Source organism: Fundidesulfovibrio sp. (assembly GCF_058402725.1).
The window spans coordinates 1-20,366 of record NZ_JBZVFJ010000067.1 but is presented as its reverse complement, the minus strand read 5'-3'; the positions used below and the strand labels follow the sequence as shown (position 1 = coordinate 20,366).

Genomic DNA, 20,366 nt, shown 5'->3' with positions numbered 1-20,366 from the left:
GGAGCCACGCGTACGTCTCGTAACCGAGCCCCAGAACCGGCGATTCCAGCCCCATGAGGACGCCGCTCAGGAACACGGCCGGCCGGGAGGTGGCGGTGAAATGGGCAAGGCGGATCAGGAACTCCTTGAGGATGAGCGGGCCCATGGATGCGAAGGCCAGGGCGTCGACCGCCAGAAGGCCCCCCGCAAGAGGCGCGAGGAACAGGTGCCGGGTGCGGACCGCACCGCTGCCAGCCCCAGGACCGTAGCGCCGCACGATCCAGGCCATCGCGCCCAGGACCGCCAGGAACACCAGCCAACCTCCCCGCGACATGGCCAGCAGGATACCGGCGACCATCAACGTCAGGCAGGACAGGGCGAGCGCCTGCCGCCGCCGTGCGCCGCGGACAAGCCACACCAGAAGGAACGGGGCGGTCAGGCAGATGTATTCCGCGAACCATCCGGGATTGAGGAAGGTGGAGGTGAGGCGGTTGAGCATGACGAATCGCCCGGCGTCCGCCAGAAAGAACCCCAGCCCCGCAAGACAGGTTGCGGCGCAGCCGAGGGCCATGGCTGTCGTCAGCGTCGTGAAACGCGATTCGTCGAGGCGCGACAGGGTGCGCGCCAAAACGCCGTACAACACCAGGCGATTGAGGGAGACCAGACTGTACCACGGGCTGTCGGCCAGGCTGAACCAGGCCATGTACGCCGTCTCCGCGAAGCCCAGCCGGACCAGCGCCAGGGCGAGGACATCCCAGGGCAGAAGGACTGCGCCCGTCATGGCGGCCAGGATGAACACCGTGGTCAGCGCGAGCGTCAGGGATGGACGCCCGGATGCCATGGGCCTCTCCCCAAGCCTGGCGAGATCGAGGCCGAGGCCGAGGCCGCTGGCCGCCCCATGCAGGATCAGGGAGTGAACCGTGTACGATTGCCCCCCGAAGAAGACCAGGGACGCTCCGAACGCACCGAGTGCCGCCCGGGAAGACGCCCCGCCCCTCCACGCAAGGGCCGCGACGCATCCATACGCCAACGCCGCCGACAATGACGCCCAGCCCCATGGAACAACGCGCACGGCCAGCAGCAGATTCACCGCGTAGAGCAGAATCGCGAGGATGGCGCCCGGCGTCGGAAGCCCCCGCAGGTTGCGCCCGACAGCCCCAGGGAAGCTCGGAAGCCAGGATGTCAGCACATGCGGACCCTCTCCCGCCGGAGCGCACCCTGCGCGCTCGCCGCACGGGGAATGCGGGCGGACGGACGGGTTGAAACGGCGCTCAGGTTTGAGGACCAGAGCGGAGGACGCACAGGAGAGGCCCCCCTCCCTCCGGCAAGGACAACCGACCGCCTCGAAGACAGCTTCACCGGTCGCCGCGCCTCCTCGTGTTGCGTCCTCACGATCAGTCTCTAAGGATTGTCCAGGCAGGCGGCCGAAACCATTGATTCACCTTTTGAACAACATTCCAAGTTGCTCAAAACAGCGACGCTAGCCGGCGGCGAACAACCGTCTGTAGACGTAGCGCATGAGGAAATGGGAGGTCATGCGAAGCCTCCAGTTCCAGGGCAGATCGCCGTCCAGGAGGAGCCCGGACAGCACTTGGCGGCAGTAGCCCGCCCGTGTCCCGGCATCGCCTTGCGGGGAGGAGTCCGGGGCGTTGCGGACGCTCCCGGGGGCGATCAGCGCTTTGGCCAGGGCCTTGCGCTGGCGCGCAAGGAGCAGGAAATTCTCGTCGTCTCCGAAGCGGTCACGGTCGGCGTAGGTCGAGTCGAAAGTGGATTTCTTGAGCCGGTAGTGCATGTGCTCGAAGACGACGTCGGGCAGGTATCTTATGGAGCCCTGCCGGGCCTTCTGGAGGCGCAGAAAAAAGTCCAGAAGGTGCGTGTCGATAAAAGCCCCCTTGTAGCTGTCCATGCACTCGCTGAACACGGCCCGGAACATCTGGCGGGAGAGGATGGGAAACGTTGCGAGCTGTTTTTTCTTGAACAGATCGTTGGGGTAGGCCAGCACCGGAAGCGCGTTGCCCTCGAACAGTTCGACGAGGCGCGTGTCCCAGCCCCTGGTGCGCACGACCACATCGTCGTTCAAAAGAACAATGACGTCCCCCCGGGAGATGTCGAACAGCCGACGGAGATAGAACCCCATGCTGTTTCGCGCCCCCGTCAGGCAGATCATCGATTCCTGGCGGCACGCCTCCTGGGTTTCCTGATCGTCATCATCCGCGAAGACCAGCAGCTCGACCCGGTCGGGATTCTCGGCCAGAGCGGTCGCGCTGCGGGCCATGCCCACAAGCTGCCCGGCCCTGCCGCGACTGGGCACCAGGATGGAGATGCGGATGTGCTCCTGCCGGGAAGCCTCTTGGCCTCCGGCGAAAGATCGGCTGGCTTCGGTGTTGCTCATGGCTGCATTTCAACTTGAGGGCGAAACGCTACCCCCTGGCCATGGAGAAGTCCAGACGGAAAGGACGGCATCACAGCAAAGGGTTCTCGTGGGCGGCGACCCGGCAATACTCCAGATGCCTCCCGTCCCTGTGGAAAAACCGGCCTGTTGGCCCGGGACGCGGGTGGCTGAGCAGGGCCAGGGTCATGCACGCCACGCAGAACGGGGAGGTGCTGGAGCCCTGGTTCATTTCAGTGCGCGCCTCCCCGGGATCGAGCACGTTGAGCTGGATGTCCCGGTCCGGCCAAAGGGTCTCCGCCTCCACGGCCAGGCAGACGGCCATGCTGTTCAGGGCGGCCTTGGAGACATTGTACGGCCCCATGCCGGGCGTGACGGCCCAGCCCGCCTCCGACGTCATGAAGACGCCCCGGAAGGCTCCGCTCGTCCGTTCAAGCACCTCCCGGGTGAGATACAGCGGCCCCGCGAAATTCGTGGACCACATGCCCTGGATGGACTCCCCCGACTGCCTGAGAAGGGGGGCGGCAACGGTTCGATCCTGCGGCAAGGCCGCGCAGTGCACGATGCCGGAGAGTTCCGACGCAAATGAGAGAACCCGCTCGACGCCCTCCGACCGCGAAAGATCGTCCGTCACGTCCAGGGGGACCACCCGCATGCGTCCCGTCTCGGCCCCAAGGAGGAGCGCTTCGCCCACGGTCTGCTCCAACGCGGCGGGACGCCTCCCGGAAAGCGCGACTCCCGCCCCGGCGCAGGCCAGGGCGATGGAGAGAGCCCGGCCATATCCGGTGCCTGCCCCCGTGATCCAGAAGGTCTTTCCGGCCAGGGCCTCGAAACGCCCGGCGGGAAGGCCGAAACGGTGCTCGCGCCAGAGGGAGGGGTCCAGCGCCGTCAGGACTCCGGGCGTGACTGCATCGGATCGGATGGCTTCACGTCGGGGAGGTGGAGGCGCCAGGGGCGGCTGGACCGGACCGGCAGGCGTTGCGGGATCCACGGCGGCTCTGGCGGGTTCCGGCTGGGGGACGGCCCCTGTGCCGCCGAGCGCCCCGGCCGTGCGCCGCGCCAACGGGACGCGCCCGTCGCCGAGCCCGCAGGAGGCCCATCCCTGCCGGAGCCGACGGAGAACGGCGCGGGCGAGGTTCAGCCCGGGCTTCACCAGCGGGCGGGCCATCCGGGCCAGACCCTCCAGCAGGAGCAGCCCGTATTTGCCGGCCTAGTAGGCCCGGCTGAATCCTTCCGGGCCGCAGAGGTTTGCGTAGGCCTCTTCGTACGCGCCGCCGATGCGCCGGGATTTCATGCGCAAGGCGAAGATCGCGGGATTCTCCGCACGCGGCAACATCCGGCCTGAGGAAAACGCCTCCACGGCGGCAAGGGCGTGGTACTTCTCGTGCGGCGTCCGCACCTCCAGCCAGCGCTTCATGGAGAAGCTCGAGGCCAGCGACGCCGGCGGGTCCGGATGCGCGAAATGCCACAACGCGATTTCCGGGGACTGCCAGACTTCGGGCAATCCGGCGTTCACCAGCCTCCAGCCCAGGTCGTACGGGCCGCAAATGTAGCCCCTGAACAGCCGATGCTCATCGAAGCCGCCGAAACGGATGGCGTCCTCGCGCCGGACGGTCATGCAGGCCCCCACGTTGGGCCACAGATCCAGCCACTTGTGGTTGTCCAGCTCGTCCAGGCTCGTCATGCCGTCAGGGTACGGGGACGCGGTGCGCCACTCATGGTGCATGAGCACCTTGGGCTTGTATCCGCCGCTTCCGTCGTCGAAATGCGCAAAGACGGACTCCACGAAACGATGCGAGAAGACCGCATCGCTGTCGCAAACGGTGATCAATGCGCCGCGCGCCGCCAGCAGCCCTTCGTTGTAGGCCTTGTGCTTGTGATAGACGCCTTTCTGCCCAAGCACCTTGACGACATCCGCCCGCTCCCGGACGATGTCCGGAACGGCATCGTAGAGTTCGATCCAGATCAGCTCGTAGGAATCCCTGGGAGCGGACTGCCTGTTGAGCCATTCCAAAGCCTGGAATCGCTCCCGGACGGACCAGTCCAGCAGGATGATGGAAAGAAGGGGTTCTTTCTGATTCGTATCTTCTCCGCCCGTCATGCGACACGATCCTTGAAGCACTCTGCGGCAGCACTCGCTGCTGTCGCTGATTGCATAAATATCCTTCGATTCATACGACAAACACCTTCTCCCGTCAACGCAGTCCGAACTGCGTGGGTGGCGTTGTGCAATCCGCTGGACAACCGGACTCAACATCCGTGGCGGCCACGCGAGTGCTTGCGTCGCTTGGGCAGGGCGCACCGTTCGGCTCCCGACTGGCGCGCAACGCCGTCTGCGACGCGACCCGGCACGGAGCGCCCCTGCTGACCGGCCCGAATACTCATCGCCCGACCGGAAGCCACCTTCGCACGCCGTGTTCGCAGGCACGGCGTGGTTCCGAAGCGAAGGCGCACGACGACGCCCCGCAGCCGCCGAACAGCCCTTGCCGGATCAAGCCCCCGCCTCGCCACGGAAAGCCCGCCCGGCTGAGTCGGCGGACCTGCCAAACCGCCACCTCCCGGACGGACTTCGGACGCCCCCACGAAAACGGGGGCCGAAGCCCCCGTCCCGTTTCCGGATTCCTTGCGTCTCTTCGCTTTACTGCGGGTCCGCCCATTTGATCAGCCCCAGGGAGTGGCTGTCCAGAAGCAGCGGGTGGTGCGGCAGGATGCGCACGGTGTAGCCGAAGCGCCCGGCCTCGATGGGCATCACCTCGCCGGTGAAGCGCTGCCAGCCGTCGTCGGTGCGCTCGCCCGGCTGCATGATGGTGGTCTCGCGCTGGATGAACTTGCCCTCGAAGTCCACGGGGCCGGAGTACACCTCCACCCGCACGTCCTGCGGCCGGATGCCGTTGAGGCTGATCTCCGCCGACACCAGGATCGGTTCGCCCACATAAATCTGCTGCGGCTGCGCCGCGCGCACGTCGCGGATCATCAGGCTGGACCACTTGGTCATCATTTCCATGCGCCACTGGGCCAGGTCCTTGGCGGCGGCGAAGTCGTCCTTCACCAGGCGGTTGTAGTTCTCGATGGCCGGGCCGTAGGCCACCTTGGCGTAGTCTTCCACCATGCGGTGCGAGGAGAACCACGGCCCCAGCACCCGGATGGACTCCTTCATCTTCTTGATCCAGCCGCGCGGCAGGTTGCCGTGCCCCCGGTCGTAGAAGGTGGGGATGATCTCGTTCTCCAGCACGTTGTAGAGCATCTGGGACTCCACGAAGTCCTGGTACTGCTGGTCCTCGTACTCCTCGCCCTGGCCGATGGCCCAGCCCAGGGAGTTGTCCGGCCGCCAGGCCTCGGCCCACCAGCCGTCCAGGGTGGAGAAGTTCAGCACGCCGTTCATCATGGCCTTCATGCCCGAGGTGCCGCAGGCCTCCAGGGGTCGGCGCGGGTTGTTCAGCCACACGTCGCAGCCCTGGTACATGTAGGAGGCCACTTCCATGTCGTAGTCCTCGAGGAAGACCATGGAATAGCGGCACTCGGGCGTCCCGCACATCTGCACGAGCTGCTGGATGTATTTCTTGCCCTCGTTGTCGTGGGGGTGGGCCTTGCCCGCGAAGAGGAACTGCACCGGCTTGGGCGACTCGGAGAGGATCTTGATGAGGCGCTCCTGGTCGGAGAGCAGGAGCGTGGCGCGCTTGTAGGTGGCGAAGCGGCGGCCGAAGCCGATGGTCAGGGCCTGGGGGTCCAGCACTTCCTCGGCCATCTGGAGCTCCTTGCGCTTGGCCCCCCTGGCCAGGAGCTGGTCGTGCAGCTTGCGGCGCACGAAGTCGATGAGCCGTTCGCGCAGGCGCTCGTGGGTGCGCCAGAGCTCTGCGTCGGAGATGGCCTCCACCTGGTCGAAGACGCGGGTGCAGTCCGGGTCCTCGCGCCAGTTGGAGCCCATGTAGCGGTCGAAGAGCTGGGCCAGGTCCGGGGCCACCCAGGTGGGGGCGTGGACGCCGTTGGTCACTGCGCCGATGGGCACGTCCTCCACGGGATACTGGGGCCAGACGCGCTTCCACATGTTGCGCGAGACGTAGCCGTGCAGAATGGATACGCCGTTGCTGATGCGCGAGAGGCGCAGGGCCAGCACGGTCATGCAGAAGGGTTCGGCGTCGTTGCGGGGGTCCTCCCGGCCCAGGGCCAGGAACACCTTCCAGGCCAGGCCCAGCTTGCGGGCGTAGTCCTCGAAGTAGGGCTGCATGAGGTCGGGCGGGAAGCGGTCGTTGCCCGCCGGGACCGGGGTGTGCGTGGTGAAGATGCTGGAGGAGGCCACCAGCTCGGCGGCGGCCTCGAAGGTGAGCCCGGAGCCCTCCATGAAGCGGCGGATGCGCTCCAGGCCCGCGAAGGCCGAGTGCCCCTCGTTCATGTGGATCACCTTGGGCTTGAAGCCGAGGAGGTCCAGAAGCTTGATGCCGCCGATGCCCAGCAGGATCTCCTGCCAGAGGCGCATCTCCAGGTTGCCGCCGTAGAGCCTGGTGGTGATCTGCTTGAAGTGGGGCGGGTTCTCGGCGATGTTGGTGTCCATGAGGTAGAGGCTCACGCGCCCCACGGCCACCTTCCATATCTGGGCCTGGACGCGTTCGCCCTTCAGGTCCACGGAGACGAGCAGTCGCCTGCCGTCCTCGCCGGTGGCGGGGGTCATGGGCATCTGCTCGAAGTCGTAGATGGGGTAGCGCTCCTGCTGCCAGCCGTCGGGGGAGAGGTACTGGCGGAAGTAGCCCTGCTGGTAGGCGAAGCCCACGGCCACCAGGGGCACGCAGAGGTCGGAGGCGCTTTTGAGGTGGTCGCCCGCCAGGATGCCCAGGCCGCCCGAGTAGATGGGCAGGGCCTTGGAGAGCCCGTACTCGAAGCTGAAGTAGGCGATGGCCGGCTCTTTGTTCTCCCCCTCGGGGAAGGGGATGGAGATGGTCTTCTTGGCCAGATAGGCGCCCAGGCTCTTCTGGAGCTCTCCCACGCGGTCCAGGAAGAACTGGTCGGCGGCCAGGGCCTCCAGGGTGCGCTGGGGCAGCCTGTTCAGGAAGCCCACGGGGTTGCTTTCGCACTCCCTCCACAGCTTCTGGTCCACCTGGGCGAAGAGCTCGCTGATCTCGGTGTTCCAGGCGAACCAGCAGTTGTAGGCCAGTTCCCAGAGGCCCTTGAGCTTGGGGGGCAGCTTCGGGACGACACTGTAGACTTGCAACGGTTGCATGGGCGATCCTTTTTGAGGTTTTAGCAGCAACTACATGCCAGTCCTTGGCGACAATGGCAAGGAATCCGGCATGCCGGGGCGGCCCATTTTTCTCTTTTGTCCCGGCGGCAAAAAGGCTAGAAACCGTGCTCCGACAACGACCCCTAGGAGCCGCCGTGACCATCCAGCCGAAGCCCGTCCCCCTGAGGGTGAAGTTTCTCCACCCCGTCTGGGAGGAATTCCCCCTGGAGCCCGCCACCCTGGGCTCTGCGGGCATCGACCTGCGCGCCGCCATGGACGTGCCCGCCGTGGACATCCCCCCCGGGGGACGCCACGCCTTCGGCACGGGCCTGGCCATCGAGATCGGCGAGCCGGGCCTGGCCGGGTTCGTCTACTCCCGCTCGGGCCTCGGGGCCAGGCAGGGCCTCACCGTGGCCCAGGGCGTGGGCGTCATCGACCCCGACTACCGGGGCGAGATCGTCGTCTGGCTGCTCAACACCTCCGAAACCCACAAGACCGTCGCGCGTGGGGAGCGCATTGCCCAGCTTCTCGTCATGCCCTACCGGCAGGCGGCCATCCAGGCCGCAGACGAACTGGGCGACACGAGCCGAGGAGCCGGAGGCTTCGGCCACACCGGCTCCGTCTGACCCCCCTCCGACGGGGGGAAAGCCTCCGGCGGCCAGAGGGCTGCGCCCTCCGGACTCCCGTATAGGCTGCGGAATGTACCGAAACCGTTGCGATAACCGCATCGGAGAGAGAGGCTTCCCATGAGCAATGCCTTCGACGCCTTGAAGGAACGGACCCAGGCGTCCGTGATGAACACCTACGGACGCTACCCCCTGGCCCTGGCCAAGGGCGGCGGCTGCACCCTGCACGACCTGGACGGCCGCGAATACCTCGACCTCCTGGCGGGCATCGCCGTGGCCAACCTGGGCCACTCCCACCCCGAGATCGCCGACGCCCTGGCCCGCCAGGCCCGCGAGCTGGTGCACGTCTCCAATCTCTTCTTCCAGAAACCCCAGGTGGAGCTGGCCGAGGCCCTGCTGGCCACCTGGGGGCCGGGGCGCGTCTTCTTCTGCAACTCGGGGGCCGAGGCCAACGAGGGGGCCGTCAAGCTCGCCCGGCGCTACCAGCGCACCGTGCGCGGGCAGGACCGCTTCGAGGTGATCACCCTCACCGGCTCCTTCCACGGCCGCACCCTGGCCACCCTCACGGCCACCGGCCAGGACAAGGTGAAGGAGCACTTCCAGCCCCTGCCCGAGGGCTTCGTCACCGTGCCCGCAGGCGACCTGGAGGCCCTGCGCGCGGCCTTCACCCCGCGCACGGCCGCCGTGCTCCTGGAGGTGGTGCAGGGCGAGGGCGGCGTGAAGCTCTTCCCCGGGGACTACCTTCAGGGCGTGCAGGCCCTCTGCCGCGAACAGGGCGCGCTCTTCATGGTGGACGAAATCCAGACCGGCATGTGCCGCACGGGCCGCTGGTGGGCCCATCAGCACCACGGGCTTGCGCCCGACGTGTTCACGGCGGCCAAGGCCCTGGCCAACGGCCTGCCCATGGGCGCGGTGCTGGCCACCGAGGAGGTGGCCCGGGGCTTCGAGCCCGGCAGCCACGCCACCACCTTCGGGGGCACGCCCCTGGTCTGCGCCGCCGCCCTCAAGACCGTGGAGATCATGCACCGCGAGCGCATGGCCGAGCGCGCCGCGCGCCTGGGCGACTTCGCCCTGGCCCTCTTCGAGGACGTGGCCGCCCAGAACCCGGGCAAGGTCAAGGAAGTGCGCGGCCTGGGCCTGATGCTGGGCATCGACCTGACGTTCGACGGCCAGAAGGTCTGGGAGGAGCTCCTCAAGCGCGGCTTCATCCTGAACCTGACCCAGGGCACTGTGCTGCGCCTGCTGCCGCCCCTGGTGATCGAGCAGGACCAGCTGAGCCGCTTCGCCCAGGCCCTCTCCGACGTGCTGGCCAGCGCCTGAGCGCGCGCCACCCGCAACAGACAACCGGGGCCGGGCCGCGAGGCACGGCCCCTTTTTCGCAAGAGACCGCCATGTCCCAACTGCTCAAGATCGAACTGACGCTCCCCGGCTCCCTCTCGGAAACCGACCTCGAACTTCTCACCGACGACGTGTCCGCCTGGCTCTCCGCCAACTCGCTCCAGGGCTGGGAGGAGCTGACCGCCCCGGCCACCCGCGACGTGACCTTCCGCTTCTACCTGGAGCCCGGCTCGCCCCTGGCCCAGGTGGTGCAGGACTTCGTGCCCGGCCGCTGGCCCATGGCCCGCCTGGCCGTGGTGACCCAGGAGCAGCAGGACTGGGCCGCCGCCTGGAAGGAGTTCTTCACGCCCATCGACATCGGCGGGCGTTTCGAGATCGTGCCGCCCTGGCTGGCCGACTCCGACCACCACGGCCTGGAGCCCATCGTCATCGAGCCCAAGATGGCCTTCGGCACCGGCCACCACGCCACCACGGCCCTGTGCCTGGAGGGCATCGCCAGGCTGGTGGACTCCGGCCGCCTGGCCAGGGGCGCGCGCTACCTGGACCTGGGCACCGGCTCGGGCATCCTGGCCATCGGGCTGGCCAAGCTGGGCTGCACGGGCCTGGCCGTGGACATCGACCCCCAGGCCGTGTTCTGCGCCGCCGAGAACCTGGCCCTGAACGGCCTGCCCGCCCCGGGCACGCCCGGAGCGCCCGTGGAACTGTGCGTCTGCGGCCTGGAGGGCCTGGCCCGGGACGCCGCCTTCGACTGCATCGTGGCCAACATCCTGGCCCAGCCGCTCATCGACATGGCCCCCTACCTGCTCCGCCACCTCAAGCCCGGCGGCGCGCTCATCCTCTCGGGCATCCTGACCACCCAGGCCCGCGCCGTGGCCGACGCCTACGTGCGCCAGGGCCTGCCCGAGCCCGAGATCAAGGACGTGGGCGAGTGGAGCGGGCTCTTCTGGGTGTAGCCGCGCCCTGCCTTGCGCTCGTGCACCGCACGCTTTTGTCCCTTTCCGCTGTTGTCCTCCTCTGCCGGGAGGGGTATCAAGGTGTGAAACGTCCGGCGGCGGGGCCGCCGACGCTCCAACGCGCGCCTCGTCCCCCCTCGCGTTTGGCGGGCGGCGCGGGACGCGCACACGGCAAGGAGGCAGGGCCATGGCAGGCCACCCGTCGGACACGGACGCGTCCGGGCCGCCCGCGCCACAGGCGCGGCGCACCCTTGAGGCGCTCATCAGGCTTTTTCGGCTCTCGGAGGCGAACCTCGGCCAGATCCTGGACCGGGCCCTGGCCGAAACCCTGGCCATCACGGACAGCGCCGTGGGCTACATCTACTTCTACGACGAATCCACGCGCCTCTTCACGCTCTACGCCTGGTCCGACTCCGTGATGGAGGCCTGCACCATCACGGAGAAACAGACCACCTACGAACTGGACAAGACCGGCCTCTGGGGCGAGGCCGTGCGCCGCCGCGCCCCCGTGCTGGTCAACGACTTCCAGGCCCCCGACCCCTTCAAGAAGGGGTATCCCGAAGGCCACGTGCCCCTGCGCAACTTCCTCACCATCCCCGTCTTCCACGCCGAGGCCGTCACGGCGGTGATCGGCGTGGGCAACAAGGCGGGAGACTACGGACCCGACGACGTGACGAACCTGGAGCTCATCGCCCGGGGGGTGTGGTCCATGGTGCTGCGCCGCCAGGCCGAGGAGGAGGCGCGCGCCGGACGCGAACTCAGACGGCTCCAGCGCATCCTGGACGCCACGCCCGCCCCACTCTACCACAGCGACCCCCAGGGTCTGGTGAGCGGCTGCAACGACGCCTTCGCCGCGTTCTTCGGCCTGGCCAAGCCCGACGCCACCGGAAAGACGCTGCCCGAACTGCTGGGCATAGACTCCGCCCTGCTCCCGGAAGAGGACGCCGAACCCGCCGAGTTCGCCCTGAATGTCCGGGGGGAGACGCGCCACGTGCTTTTCCGGCGCTCCAGCTACAGAGACCGCAGGGGCCAGCTCCTGGGGTCCATCGGCGTGCTCACGGACATCACCCTGCGCAAGCGCATGGAGAGCGAGCTGGCCGAACGCGAGAACACCTTCCGGGAAATCCTCCGGGGCATCCGCGCGGGCATCCTGGTGGTGGACCCCCGGACGCGAACCGTGGTGGACGCCAACGACATCGCCCTGGCCATCGCGGGCCTGCCCCGGGACCTGCTCCTGGGCAGCCCGTGCACGGCGCTGCGCTGGATCAGGCAGTCGGACAACGCCCCCGCCGACGGCTGCCCCCAGGACGCCCCGGACATCATCAACGAGGAATACCGCATCGAACGCCCCGACGGGACCACGCTCCCCGTCTCGCGCACCGTGGTGCGGGCCCTGCGCTCTGGCCAGACCCTCTTCTACGACATCCTCTTCGACGTGGGCGAGCGCAAGGCCCTGGAACGCCAGCTGGCCCTGGCCCAACGCCTGGAATCCCTGGGCGGGCTGGCCTCGGGCATCGCCCACGAGATCAACACCCCCATCCAGTACATCGGGGACAACCTCACCTTCCTGGAAGGGGCCTTCACCGACCTCGTCGACCGCCTCGCCGGGCAGGAGCGCGACGAAGACCTGAATTTCCTTCTCGAGGAGATACCCAACGCCCTCTCCCAGTCGCGGGAGGGCGTGGCGCGCGTGGCGGGCATCGTGGGGGCCATGAAGCGCTTCTCCCACGCGGGCGGCGAGGAAATGGGCCTGCTCGACCTGCCCAAGGCCATCGAGAACGCCACCGTCATCAGCCGCAACGAATGGAAATACCACGCGGACATCACCCTCGACCTGGACCCCGAGCTGCGCTACATCCCCTGCCGCCCGGGCGACTTCAACCAGGTGCTCCTGAACCTGCTGGTCAACGCCAGCCACGCCATCACCGACAAGTACCGCGACACCGGCGACAAAGGCCTGATCACCGTGACCACCCGCAACGAGGGCGCCTGGGTGACCCTGAGCGTCCTGGACACGGGCTGCGGCATCCCCGCCGCCAACATCCACCGCGTCTTCGACCCCTTCTTCACCACCAAGGAGGTGGGCAAGGGCACGGGCCAGGGCCTGGCCCTGTGCCACGACATCGTGGTGAAGAAGCACGGAGGCGCCATCACCGTGGACTCCCAGCCCGGCCAATGGACCCGCTTCACCGTGCGCCTGCCCCTGGACAAGGCCCCGGAGAACGACCCGTGAAGCCTCGCCTGCTCTTCGTGGACGACGAGTCCAAGATCCTGGACGCCCTGCGCCGCATGCTCCACCCCCAGCGCGCACGCTGGAACGCAACGTTCCGCGCCAGCGCCGCCGAGGCCCTGGAGGCCCTGGCCGCCCAGCCCCACGACGTGATCGTCACCGACCTGCTCATGCCCGGCATGGACGGCGGCCGCTTCCTGGAAGAGGTCCACGCCCGCCACCCCGGCGCCATCCGCCTGGTGCTCTCGGGGCATTCGGGGCGCGCCCTGGCCCTCCAGGCCGCCCGTTACGCCCACCAGTTCCTGGCCAAGCCCGTGGATTCCGAAGCCCTCGTGCGCACCCTGGAGCGCCTGCTGGCCCTGCGCGGCGTGCTCACCAACCCCCGCGTACAGGAACTTGTGCACCGCCTGGACACCCTGCCCGCCCTGCCGGAGATCCACCAGCGCATCCTGGCCGAACTCCACGCCCCGGACCCGGACATGGGCCGCATCGCCGCGCTCATCTCCCGGGACATGGGGCTCTCGGCCAGCATGCTCAAGCTGGTGAACTCGGCCTTCTTCGGGCTGCGCACGCGCGTCTCCAGCCCGGCCCACGCCGCCAACCTCCTGGGCCTGGACGTGATCGCCGGGCTCGTGCTCACCGTGCGCCTCTTCTCCAGCTTCGACGCCGCGCGCCACAAGGGCTACGACCTGGAGGGCCTCTGGCTGCACTGCCTGAACACCGGCAACGTCTGCCGCGCCCTGGCCCGCGCCGAGGGCTTCGCCCAGTCCGGCCAGGACGACCTCTATGTGGCGGGCATCCTGCACGACGTGGGCAAGCTCGTGCTCCTGTGCCACGCGCCGGACCTCTACGAGGAGGTCCTCGCGGCCTCCCGCGCGGAAAACCGCGCCGTGTGGGCCTGCGAGCGCGACATCCTGGGCTGCACCCATGCCGAACTGGGGGCCTATCTGCTCTCCCTCTGGGGCTTCTCCGAGGAGATGATCCGCTGGATCTTCGGACACCACGCCCTCGCCGCGGAGCCGGAGCGCACGCCCCTCGCCGCGGCCATCGTCCACGCGGCCAACGCCCTGGACCACGAACTGCGCGTGGTCAACCAGCGCTACGAGCGCGACAGATGGCGGCATTCCGCCCTGGCGGCCTCGGGCCACGCCCCCCGCCTGGAGGACTGGCGCGAAATCGCATCCTGCGTGCTCCAGGGAGGACACGGCAATGAACCCTAGAATCCTGGCCGTGGACGACGACCGTTGCCTCCTGGACGCCCTGCGCCGCACCCTCTGCCACCGCTACGACCTGTCGCTTGCCCAGGGACCCGAAGACGGGCTGTACGCCCTGCGCGAGTGCGGCCCCTTCGCCGTGGTCCTCACCGACCTGCGCATGCCCGGCATGGACGGCGTGCGCTTCCTGGAGCGCGCCAGGGAGCTGGCTCCCGACACGACCCGCATCATGCTCACCGGCCACGGCGACATGGAAGCGGCCATGGCCGCCGTCAACGAGGGCCACGTCTTCCGCTTCCTGGCCAAGCCCTGCCCCGCCGACGCGCTCGTGCGCGCCCTGGACGCAGGGGTGGAGCAGCACAGGCTGGTCACGGCCGAGAAAGAGCTCCTGCGGGGCACGTTGCGCGGCTGCGTGAAGGTGCTCCTGGACGTGCTGGGCCTGGTGAGCCCCGAGGCCTTCGGCCGGGGGGAGCGCGTGAAGCGCCTGGTCCTGGCGGCGGCCCGCCGCATGGGCCTTGCCCCCTCATGGCGGCTGGAGCTGGCGGGCATGCTCTCCCAGGTGGGGCTGGTGGCCGTGCCCCAGGACATCGTGCTGCGCCGCTTCCGGGGGGAGCCCCTCACGGACGAGCAGCAGGCCGTCTACGACATGCACCCCTCTGTGGCGGCGGCGCTCCTGGGACAGATTCCCCGCATGGAGGAGGTCTCGGAGCTCATCAGCCGCCAGGGCGAATGCCGCCTGGGGGGGGCGTGCCCCACGCCCGAGGCGGCCCTGCTGGCCCAGTGCCTTGATTACGAGGACCTCCAGGCCCAGGGCCTGGACAAGCGCCACGCCGCCCGCGCGCTGCGCCAACGCTGGGGCAAGCGCGACCCCCAGGCCCTGCGCGCCGTGCTGGAAGCCCTCTTCGAGGACGCGGGCTACCTGCCCGAGCGCCTGCCCCTGAGCGGGCTGCGCGAAGGCATGGTCCTGGATGCGGACCTGCGCGACGAGGCCGGAACGCTCATCATGGCCAAGGGCCAGCACGTGAGCGAAGCGGCGCGCTTGCGCCTCTCGCGCCTGCGCAAGAGCTTCCGCCTGCCCGAGGAGACCGACGTGCTCACGCCCCTCGCGCCCGCGCCCGAGGCGGCCCCTTCGGGAGCGCCTGCGCCTGAAACGCCCGCGCCCCAAGCGGCCGAACCCGACGATCCCTCATAAAAGGCAGCCCCAATGATACGCCCGGGGAGGCCGAAAGCCCTCCCGGCTCACCCGGACAGCGTCGCGATTTTGAAGAACATGAACCTGTTTTTCAAAACGAAAATCAATGGCCTTGGTTGTTTGCCTTGACAATCCGTATGCACGGTTCTTGATGTCGCAACACGCGGAGACGCCTCAGGCAAGTCCGCGCCCTGGTTTCAGCCCCCCGCCATCCTGCGCCCCAGCGCCCGCGCCTTCTCCAGGTCTTTGGGGAACTCCTCCGCGCGCCTTTTGGCCTTGGCCTGGGCGTCGAACACCGTGCAAAGGTACTTTTCGTAGTCGTCGAACTGGAGAGTGTCGGTGCTGAGCAGCAGCTCGCAGGCGCCGAGAGTGCGTTCCATCACGCCCCGCATGCGTTCCATGAACACCGTGTAGCCCCACTTCTCCAGGGCGTGCTCCGGGATGTTCATGGTGTACACGAGCGCCGTGGGCATCTTGCGGGGAAAGAGCGTGGCGTAGCCCGGCGTGTAGGTGAGGTACGCAAACAGCAGCCGCTCCAGGAAGGAGCGGCACTCCCCGGTCTCGGCCCCGAAGTACACCGGAGAGCCCACCACCAGGCCGTCCGCCCCGGCGGCGCGCTCCAGCACGGGGCGCAGCTCGTCCTGCATGGCGCAGCGACCGTAGCTCTTCCCGCCCAGCTTCTTGCACTCGAAGCAGCTCGTGCAGCCCTTGTAGTCCAGCCCGTAGAGGTGGACCATCTCCGTTTCCGCGCCCGCCTCGCGCGCTCCCTCCAGCACGGCCTCCAGGAGCATGGCCGTGTTCCATCTCTTCCGGGGACTTGCGTTGAACGCCATGATCTTCATGGGGCCTCCTCGCCGCGCGACGCCTTGCGCGGCATGGCCCCGTCTAGCGTGCATCTCCTGCACGGGCAAGTACTTACACCCATGACAGCCGGGTGCCGACGGGGCGCCGGCCGGAGCGCGGACGGGGTTTGACTTTCCCGGGCCGATGGCCAATACCCCCCGGCCATGAACCCCGCGCGCCCAAGCCCCCTCGACTCCCCCTGGCTGGAGCTGGCCGTGGGCCTGATCCTCCTGGCGGCCGGGTTCGCGGAGTTGCGCGAGATCATCGCCCGGCACATGCCCAACCAGGGGCCCATGCTGCCCCACGCGGCGGCCACCGTGGGCCTGGCCATGGCCCTGCGCTCCCTGCCGGGCATCTTCCTGGGCCTGGAGCTGGCCGACAAGGCCGTGGCGGGCCTGAGCGTCCGCCCCGCCCTGGCCTGGCTGGACGCCCTGGCCCACTGCCGCGCGGCGGACCTGGCCGTGGGCGTGATCCTCATGGCCGCCGGACTGGCCGACCTGGGCGATCTGGCGGCCTCGGGCCTGCCTGCGTTCAACAGCGCCTCGGGGGCGGCCCTCTTCGGCGCGGCCCCCCTGCTGGACGCCCTGCTGGCCCTGGTGAAGGGCGCGGGGCGCGTGGGGAGCGAGGTCCACGGGCTGGAACTTCTGAAGCGCGCGGCCGGCAATCCCTGGGTGCGCGCCGGGGCCGGGCTGGCCCTGCTGGCGGGCGGCCTCTGGGAGCTGTGGGCCGCCTGGAGCGTGAACCTGGCCGGACACCGCCCCGCCCTGCCGGGAGCGCTCTCGGCCCTGGGGCTCTTCGGGCTGGTCACGGGCCTGCCCGGCGTCTACCTGGGTCTTCGCGCCCTGACCGGCGCGCAAGCCTCCCGAACCTGATTTACTTTCGCCTCAAAGCGGTTTACAGCCCCCCGGCAAGGACCGTTTCATACCCATCCAGAAAGGACCATCCGGCATGCATCTGAACAAACGTGTGCTCGTCACCGGCGGCGCGGGCTTCCTCGGTTCCCACCTTTGCGAGCGCCTGCTCGCCGAAGGCTGCGAAGTGGTGTGCATGGACAACTACTTCACCGGCACCAAGCTCAACATCCAGCATCTGCGGGACAATCCCAGCTTCGAGCTCCTGCGCCACGACGTCACCTTCCCCCTCTACATCGAGGTGGACGAGATCTACAACCTGGCCTGCCCGGCCTCGCCCATCCACTACCAGTTCGACCCCGTGCAGACCACCAAGACCAGCGTGCACGGCGCCATCAACATGCTGGGCCTGGCCAAGCGCGTGAAGGCCAAGATCATGCAGGCCTCCACCTCCGAGGTCTACGGCGACCCCGCCGTGCACCCGCAGCCCGAGTCCTACTGGGGCAACGTGAACCCCATCGGCTTCCGCTCCTGCTACGACGAAGGCAAGCGCTGCGCCGAGACCCTTTTCTTCGACTACCGCCGCCAGCACAACCTGAAGATCAAGGTGGTGCGCATCTTCAACACCTACGGCCCGCGCATGCACCCCAACGACGGCCGGGTGGTCTCCAACTTCATCGTCCAGGCCCTGCAGGGCCAGCCCCTCACCGTCTACGGCGAGGGCCAGCAGACCCGCTCCTTCTGCTACGTGGACGACCTCATCGACGGCTTCGTGCGCTCCATGAAGACCCCCGACGAGTTCACCGGCCCCGTGAACCTGGGCAACCCCGGCGAGTTCACCATCCTGGAACTGGCCAAGCTGGTGGTGGAATACACCGGCTCCAAGTCCAAGATCGAATACCGCCCCCTGCCCTCGGACGACCCCAGGCAGCGCAAGCCGGACATCACCCTGGCCAAGTCCGTGATGGGCTGGGAGCCCACCATCAAGCTGGCCGACGGCCTCAAGAAAACCATCGAATACTTCGACTGGTTCCTCAAACGCCAATAACGCACGCGGGGCGGAAGGCCTGCCTTCCGCCCCGGACGAGCCCATTCGGATCCTCATGTCCCAATCTTCCCGGAAATCCCTGGCCGTCGTGGTGCCCGTGTACAACGAGGCCCAGGGCCTCGACGCGCTCCACGCCCGCGTGAGCGCCGTCATGGACGCCCTGCCCTACGACTGGCAGCTCATCCTCGTGGACGACGGCAGCCGCGACCACTCCTGGCCCAAAATCCGCGAGATCGCCCAGCGCGACCCCAAGGTCAAAGGGCTCATGCTCTCGCGCAACTTCGGCAAGGAGATGGCCCTCACGGCCGGGGTGGAACTCTGCCCCGACGTGGACGCCGTCATCTGCCTGGACGCCGACCTCCAGCACCCGCCCGAGCTCATCCCCACCCTGACCGCCAAATGGGAGGAGGGCTACGAGATCGTGGCCACCGTGCGCGAGGCCGTGGCCGACTACTCGCCCATGAAGAAGTTCGGCTCCAAGGCCTTCTACTGGGTCATGACCCGCTACTCCGACCTGGACATCCCCCCCTCCAGCACGGACTTCCGCCTCCTGGACCGCAAGGTGGTGCGCACCCTGCTCCAGTTCACCGAGCGCACGCGCATGTTCCGCGGCCTCATCGACTGGATGGGCTTCAAGAAGACCTACATCCCCTTCGTGGCCCCGGCTCGCGACACCGGCCAGGTGGGATACTCCTTCAAGAAGCTCTTCAACCTGGCCGTGAACAGCTTCACCTCCTTCTCGCTCCTGCCCCTGCGCTTCACAGGCTACCTGGGCCTGACCATCATCGGCGTGGCCCTGTGCTGCCTGGCCTTCATGTCCGCAGGCAACGTGCTCTGGGGAGCCAACTACACCCCCATGGCCTTCTTCACCGTCTTCAACACCTTCCTCATCGGCATCGTGCTCTGCGGGCTGGGGATGGTGTCGCTCTACATCGGCCACATCCACACCGAAGTGGTGCAACGGCCGCTTTACATCATCCGCGAACGCGCGGGACGCTGGGAGTAGTCCATGTCCGACACGCCGCTTTTCTCCATCATCATCCCCTTCAAGGCCCCGGGCCTGCTCGTGGAGGAGTGCCTGGCGCACATCTTCGAGCTCCAGGAGACCCGTTACGAGGTCATCCTCCTGCCCGACGACCCCATGCCCGAGCCCAAGGGCGTCTACGCCCGCCCCGGCGTGAGCGTGCTGCCCACCGGCCCCGTGAGCCCCGCCGTCAAACGGGACATGGGCGCGCAGGCCGCGCGCGGCCAGTACCTGGCCTTCATCGACGACGACGCCTACCCCGAGCCCTACTGGCTCACCTACGCCCGCGAGGCCTTCGAGCGCGACCAGACCGTAGTGGCCGTGGGCGGCCCCGCCCAGACCCCCGCCTCCGACCCCTTCTTCGCCAGGGCATCGGGCGCGGTGTTCCTCTCGCGCTTCTCCGGCGGCTTCCCCCAGCGCTACCTGCCGCTGCCCCCCCGCCGCTTCGTGGACGACTGGCCCACCGTGAACCTCATGGTGCGTCGCGAGGCCTTCCTGGCGACGGGCGGCTTCGGCAACGAGTTCTGGCCCGGCGAGGACACCAAGTTCTGCATGGACCTCATCGCCAAAACCGGCGGGAAAATCCTCTACCTGCCCGAGATGCTCGTGTGGCACCACCGCCGCGAGGGCCTCTGCAAGCACCTGCGCCAGGTGGGCAACTACGGCGCGCACCGTGGCTTCTTCGCCCGCAACTTCCCCGGCAACTCGCGCCGCCTGCCCTATTTCATGCCCTCGCTGCTGCTGCTCTTCCTCACCGTGGGGGCCGTGCTCCTGCCCTGTTCCCTCTGGTGGGCGGGCCTGAAGCTCTACGGCCTGGCGCTCCTCGTGGCCGCCGTGGACATCGCGCGCCGCGAGCCCCTGGACGTCACCCTGGCAGCCATCCCCTACATCGTGCTCACGCACCTCTGGTACGGGTGGCGTTTCCTGCGCGGCTGGTTCACCAACGATCTCAAGAGCACCCTCGGCAGATAGATGAAGCTCTCCATCTCCTATCCTCCCCTGGAATCCTCCAAGGGCGTGGCCCTTTTGTCGCAGAACCGCCAGTTCCAGTGGTTCACCAACCCCACCTACATCTACCCCATGGTGCCCTCCTACGCGGCCAGCCTCTGCCAGGAGCGCGGACACCGCGTCGTCTGGGACGACGGCATCGCCGAGGAGATGACCTACGCCGCCTGGCTGGACCGCATCAAACGCGAACGGCCGGAACTGATCGCCATGGAGTCCAAGACCCCGGTGATCAAGCGCCACTGGAAGATCGTGGAGCAGCTCAAGCGCGAGCTGCCCGGATCGAAACTGGTGCTCATGGGCGACCACGTCACGGCCCTGCCGCGCGAGTCCATGGAGAACTGCCCCGCCGACTTCGTGATCGCTGGCGGCGACTTCGACTTCATCCTGGCCGACCTGGCGGACCACCTGGACGGCAAGACCCCCGCCCTGCCCGGCGGCGTCTGGTTCCGCGAGAACGGC

The 20,366-nt window shown here is 68.2% G+C and carries 16 protein-coding genes and 1 pseudogene; 11 read left to right on the top strand and 6 right to left on the bottom strand.

The window, feature by feature from the left end:
• The 5 genes and pseudogenes from ACV4UX_RS10340 to glgP form a co-directional block, all read right to left on the bottom strand.
• A pseudogene (locus ACV4UX_RS10340) lies at positions 1-820 on the bottom strand (hypothetical protein); the annotation flags it as partial.
• A gap of 639 nt (positions 821-1,459) precedes the next feature.
• The gene (locus ACV4UX_RS10335; protein WP_491593209.1) at positions 1,460-2,371 is read right to left on the bottom strand and encodes a glycosyltransferase family 2 protein; all 912 of its coding nucleotides are present in this window, start codon (positions 2,369-2,371) and stop codon (positions 1,460-1,462) included.
• Between the two features lie 70 nt (positions 2,372-2,441).
• The gene (locus ACV4UX_RS10330) at positions 2,442-3,536 is read right to left on the bottom strand and encodes an SDR family NAD(P)-dependent oxidoreductase (protein ID WP_491593208.1); all 1,095 of its coding nucleotides are present in this window, start codon (positions 3,534-3,536) and stop codon (positions 2,442-2,444) included.
• 42 nt (positions 3,537-3,578) lie between these two features.
• The gene (locus ACV4UX_RS10325; protein ID WP_491593207.1) at positions 3,579-4,550 is read right to left on the bottom strand and encodes a glycosyltransferase family 2 protein; all 972 of its coding nucleotides are present in this window, start codon (positions 4,548-4,550) and stop codon (positions 3,579-3,581) included.
• 456 nt (positions 4,551-5,006) lie between these two features.
• On the bottom strand, positions 5,007-7,580 hold the full coding sequence (gene glgP, locus ACV4UX_RS10320; RefSeq protein ID WP_491593206.1) for an alpha-glucan family phosphorylase: 2,574 nt from the start codon (positions 7,578-7,580) through the stop codon (positions 5,007-5,009).
• A gap of 155 nt (positions 7,581-7,735) precedes the next feature.
• Between glgP and dut the strand changes: the two genes are divergently transcribed.
• From dut to ACV4UX_RS10290, 6 genes are all read left to right on the top strand, one after another.
• Positions 7,736-8,206 (top strand): dUTP diphosphatase, encoded by a 471-nt coding sequence (gene dut / locus ACV4UX_RS10315; protein ID WP_491593205.1) that lies wholly within the window; start codon positions 7,736-7,738, stop codon positions 8,204-8,206.
• A gap of 120 nt (positions 8,207-8,326) precedes the next feature.
• The gene (locus ACV4UX_RS10310) at positions 8,327-9,526 is read left to right on the top strand and encodes an aspartate aminotransferase family protein (protein WP_491593204.1); all 1,200 of its coding nucleotides are present in this window, start codon (positions 8,327-8,329) and stop codon (positions 9,524-9,526) included.
• 71 nt (positions 9,527-9,597) lie between these two features.
• Positions 9,598-10,497, top strand: a complete 900-nt coding sequence (locus ACV4UX_RS10305) for a 50S ribosomal protein L11 methyltransferase (protein ID WP_491593203.1) — start codon at positions 9,598-9,600, stop codon at positions 10,495-10,497.
• Positions 10,498-10,684: 187 nt separating this feature from the next.
• Entirely contained in the window at positions 10,685-12,730 is a 2,046-nt protein-coding gene (locus tag ACV4UX_RS10300; RefSeq protein WP_491593202.1) for a GAF domain-containing protein, read from the top strand.
• Positions 12,727-13,947, top strand: a complete 1,221-nt coding sequence (locus ACV4UX_RS10295; RefSeq protein ID WP_491593201.1) for a response regulator — start codon at positions 12,727-12,729, stop codon at positions 13,945-13,947. Before ACV4UX_RS10300 ends, ACV4UX_RS10295 begins: the two co-directional genes overlap by 4 nt.
• Positions 13,937-15,133, top strand: a complete 1,197-nt coding sequence (locus ACV4UX_RS10290; protein ID WP_491593200.1) for a response regulator — start codon at positions 13,937-13,939, stop codon at positions 15,131-15,133. The genes ACV4UX_RS10295 and ACV4UX_RS10290 overlap by 11 nt, the downstream gene beginning before the upstream one ends.
• Positions 15,134-15,330: 197 nt before the next feature.
• Here the strand turns inward: ACV4UX_RS10290 and ACV4UX_RS10285 are convergent, their stop codons facing one another.
• A complete protein-coding gene (locus tag ACV4UX_RS10285; RefSeq protein ID WP_491593199.1) occupies positions 15,331-15,975 on the bottom strand; it encodes a flavodoxin family protein in 645 nt (214 codons plus the stop codon).
• 165 nt (positions 15,976-16,140) lie between these two features.
• On the opposite strand from ACV4UX_RS10285, the gene ACV4UX_RS10280 reads away from it, so the two are divergent.
• From ACV4UX_RS10280 to ACV4UX_RS10260, 5 genes are all read left to right on the top strand, one after another.
• Positions 16,141-16,848, top strand: a complete 708-nt coding sequence (locus tag ACV4UX_RS10280; protein WP_491593198.1) for a hypothetical protein — start codon at positions 16,141-16,143, stop codon at positions 16,846-16,848.
• Positions 16,849-16,924: 76 nt separating this feature from the next.
• A complete protein-coding gene (locus ACV4UX_RS10275; protein ID WP_491593197.1) occupies positions 16,925-17,875 on the top strand; it encodes a UDP-glucuronic acid decarboxylase family protein in 951 nt (316 codons plus the stop codon).
• A gap of 55 nt (positions 17,876-17,930) precedes the next feature.
• Entirely contained in the window at positions 17,931-18,881 is a 951-nt protein-coding gene (locus tag ACV4UX_RS10270; protein WP_491593196.1) for a glycosyltransferase family 2 protein, read from the top strand.
• A gap of 3 nt (positions 18,882-18,884) precedes the next feature.
• Positions 18,885-19,871 carry a glycosyltransferase gene (locus ACV4UX_RS10265; protein ID WP_491593195.1) on the top strand — a complete coding sequence of 329 codons (987 nt, stop codon included), beginning with the start codon at positions 18,885-18,887 and terminating at the stop codon, positions 19,869-19,871.
• Positions 19,872-20,366: cobalamin-dependent protein (locus tag ACV4UX_RS10260; RefSeq protein ID WP_491593194.1), on the top strand; the 495-nt coding region annotated here is incomplete at its 3' end.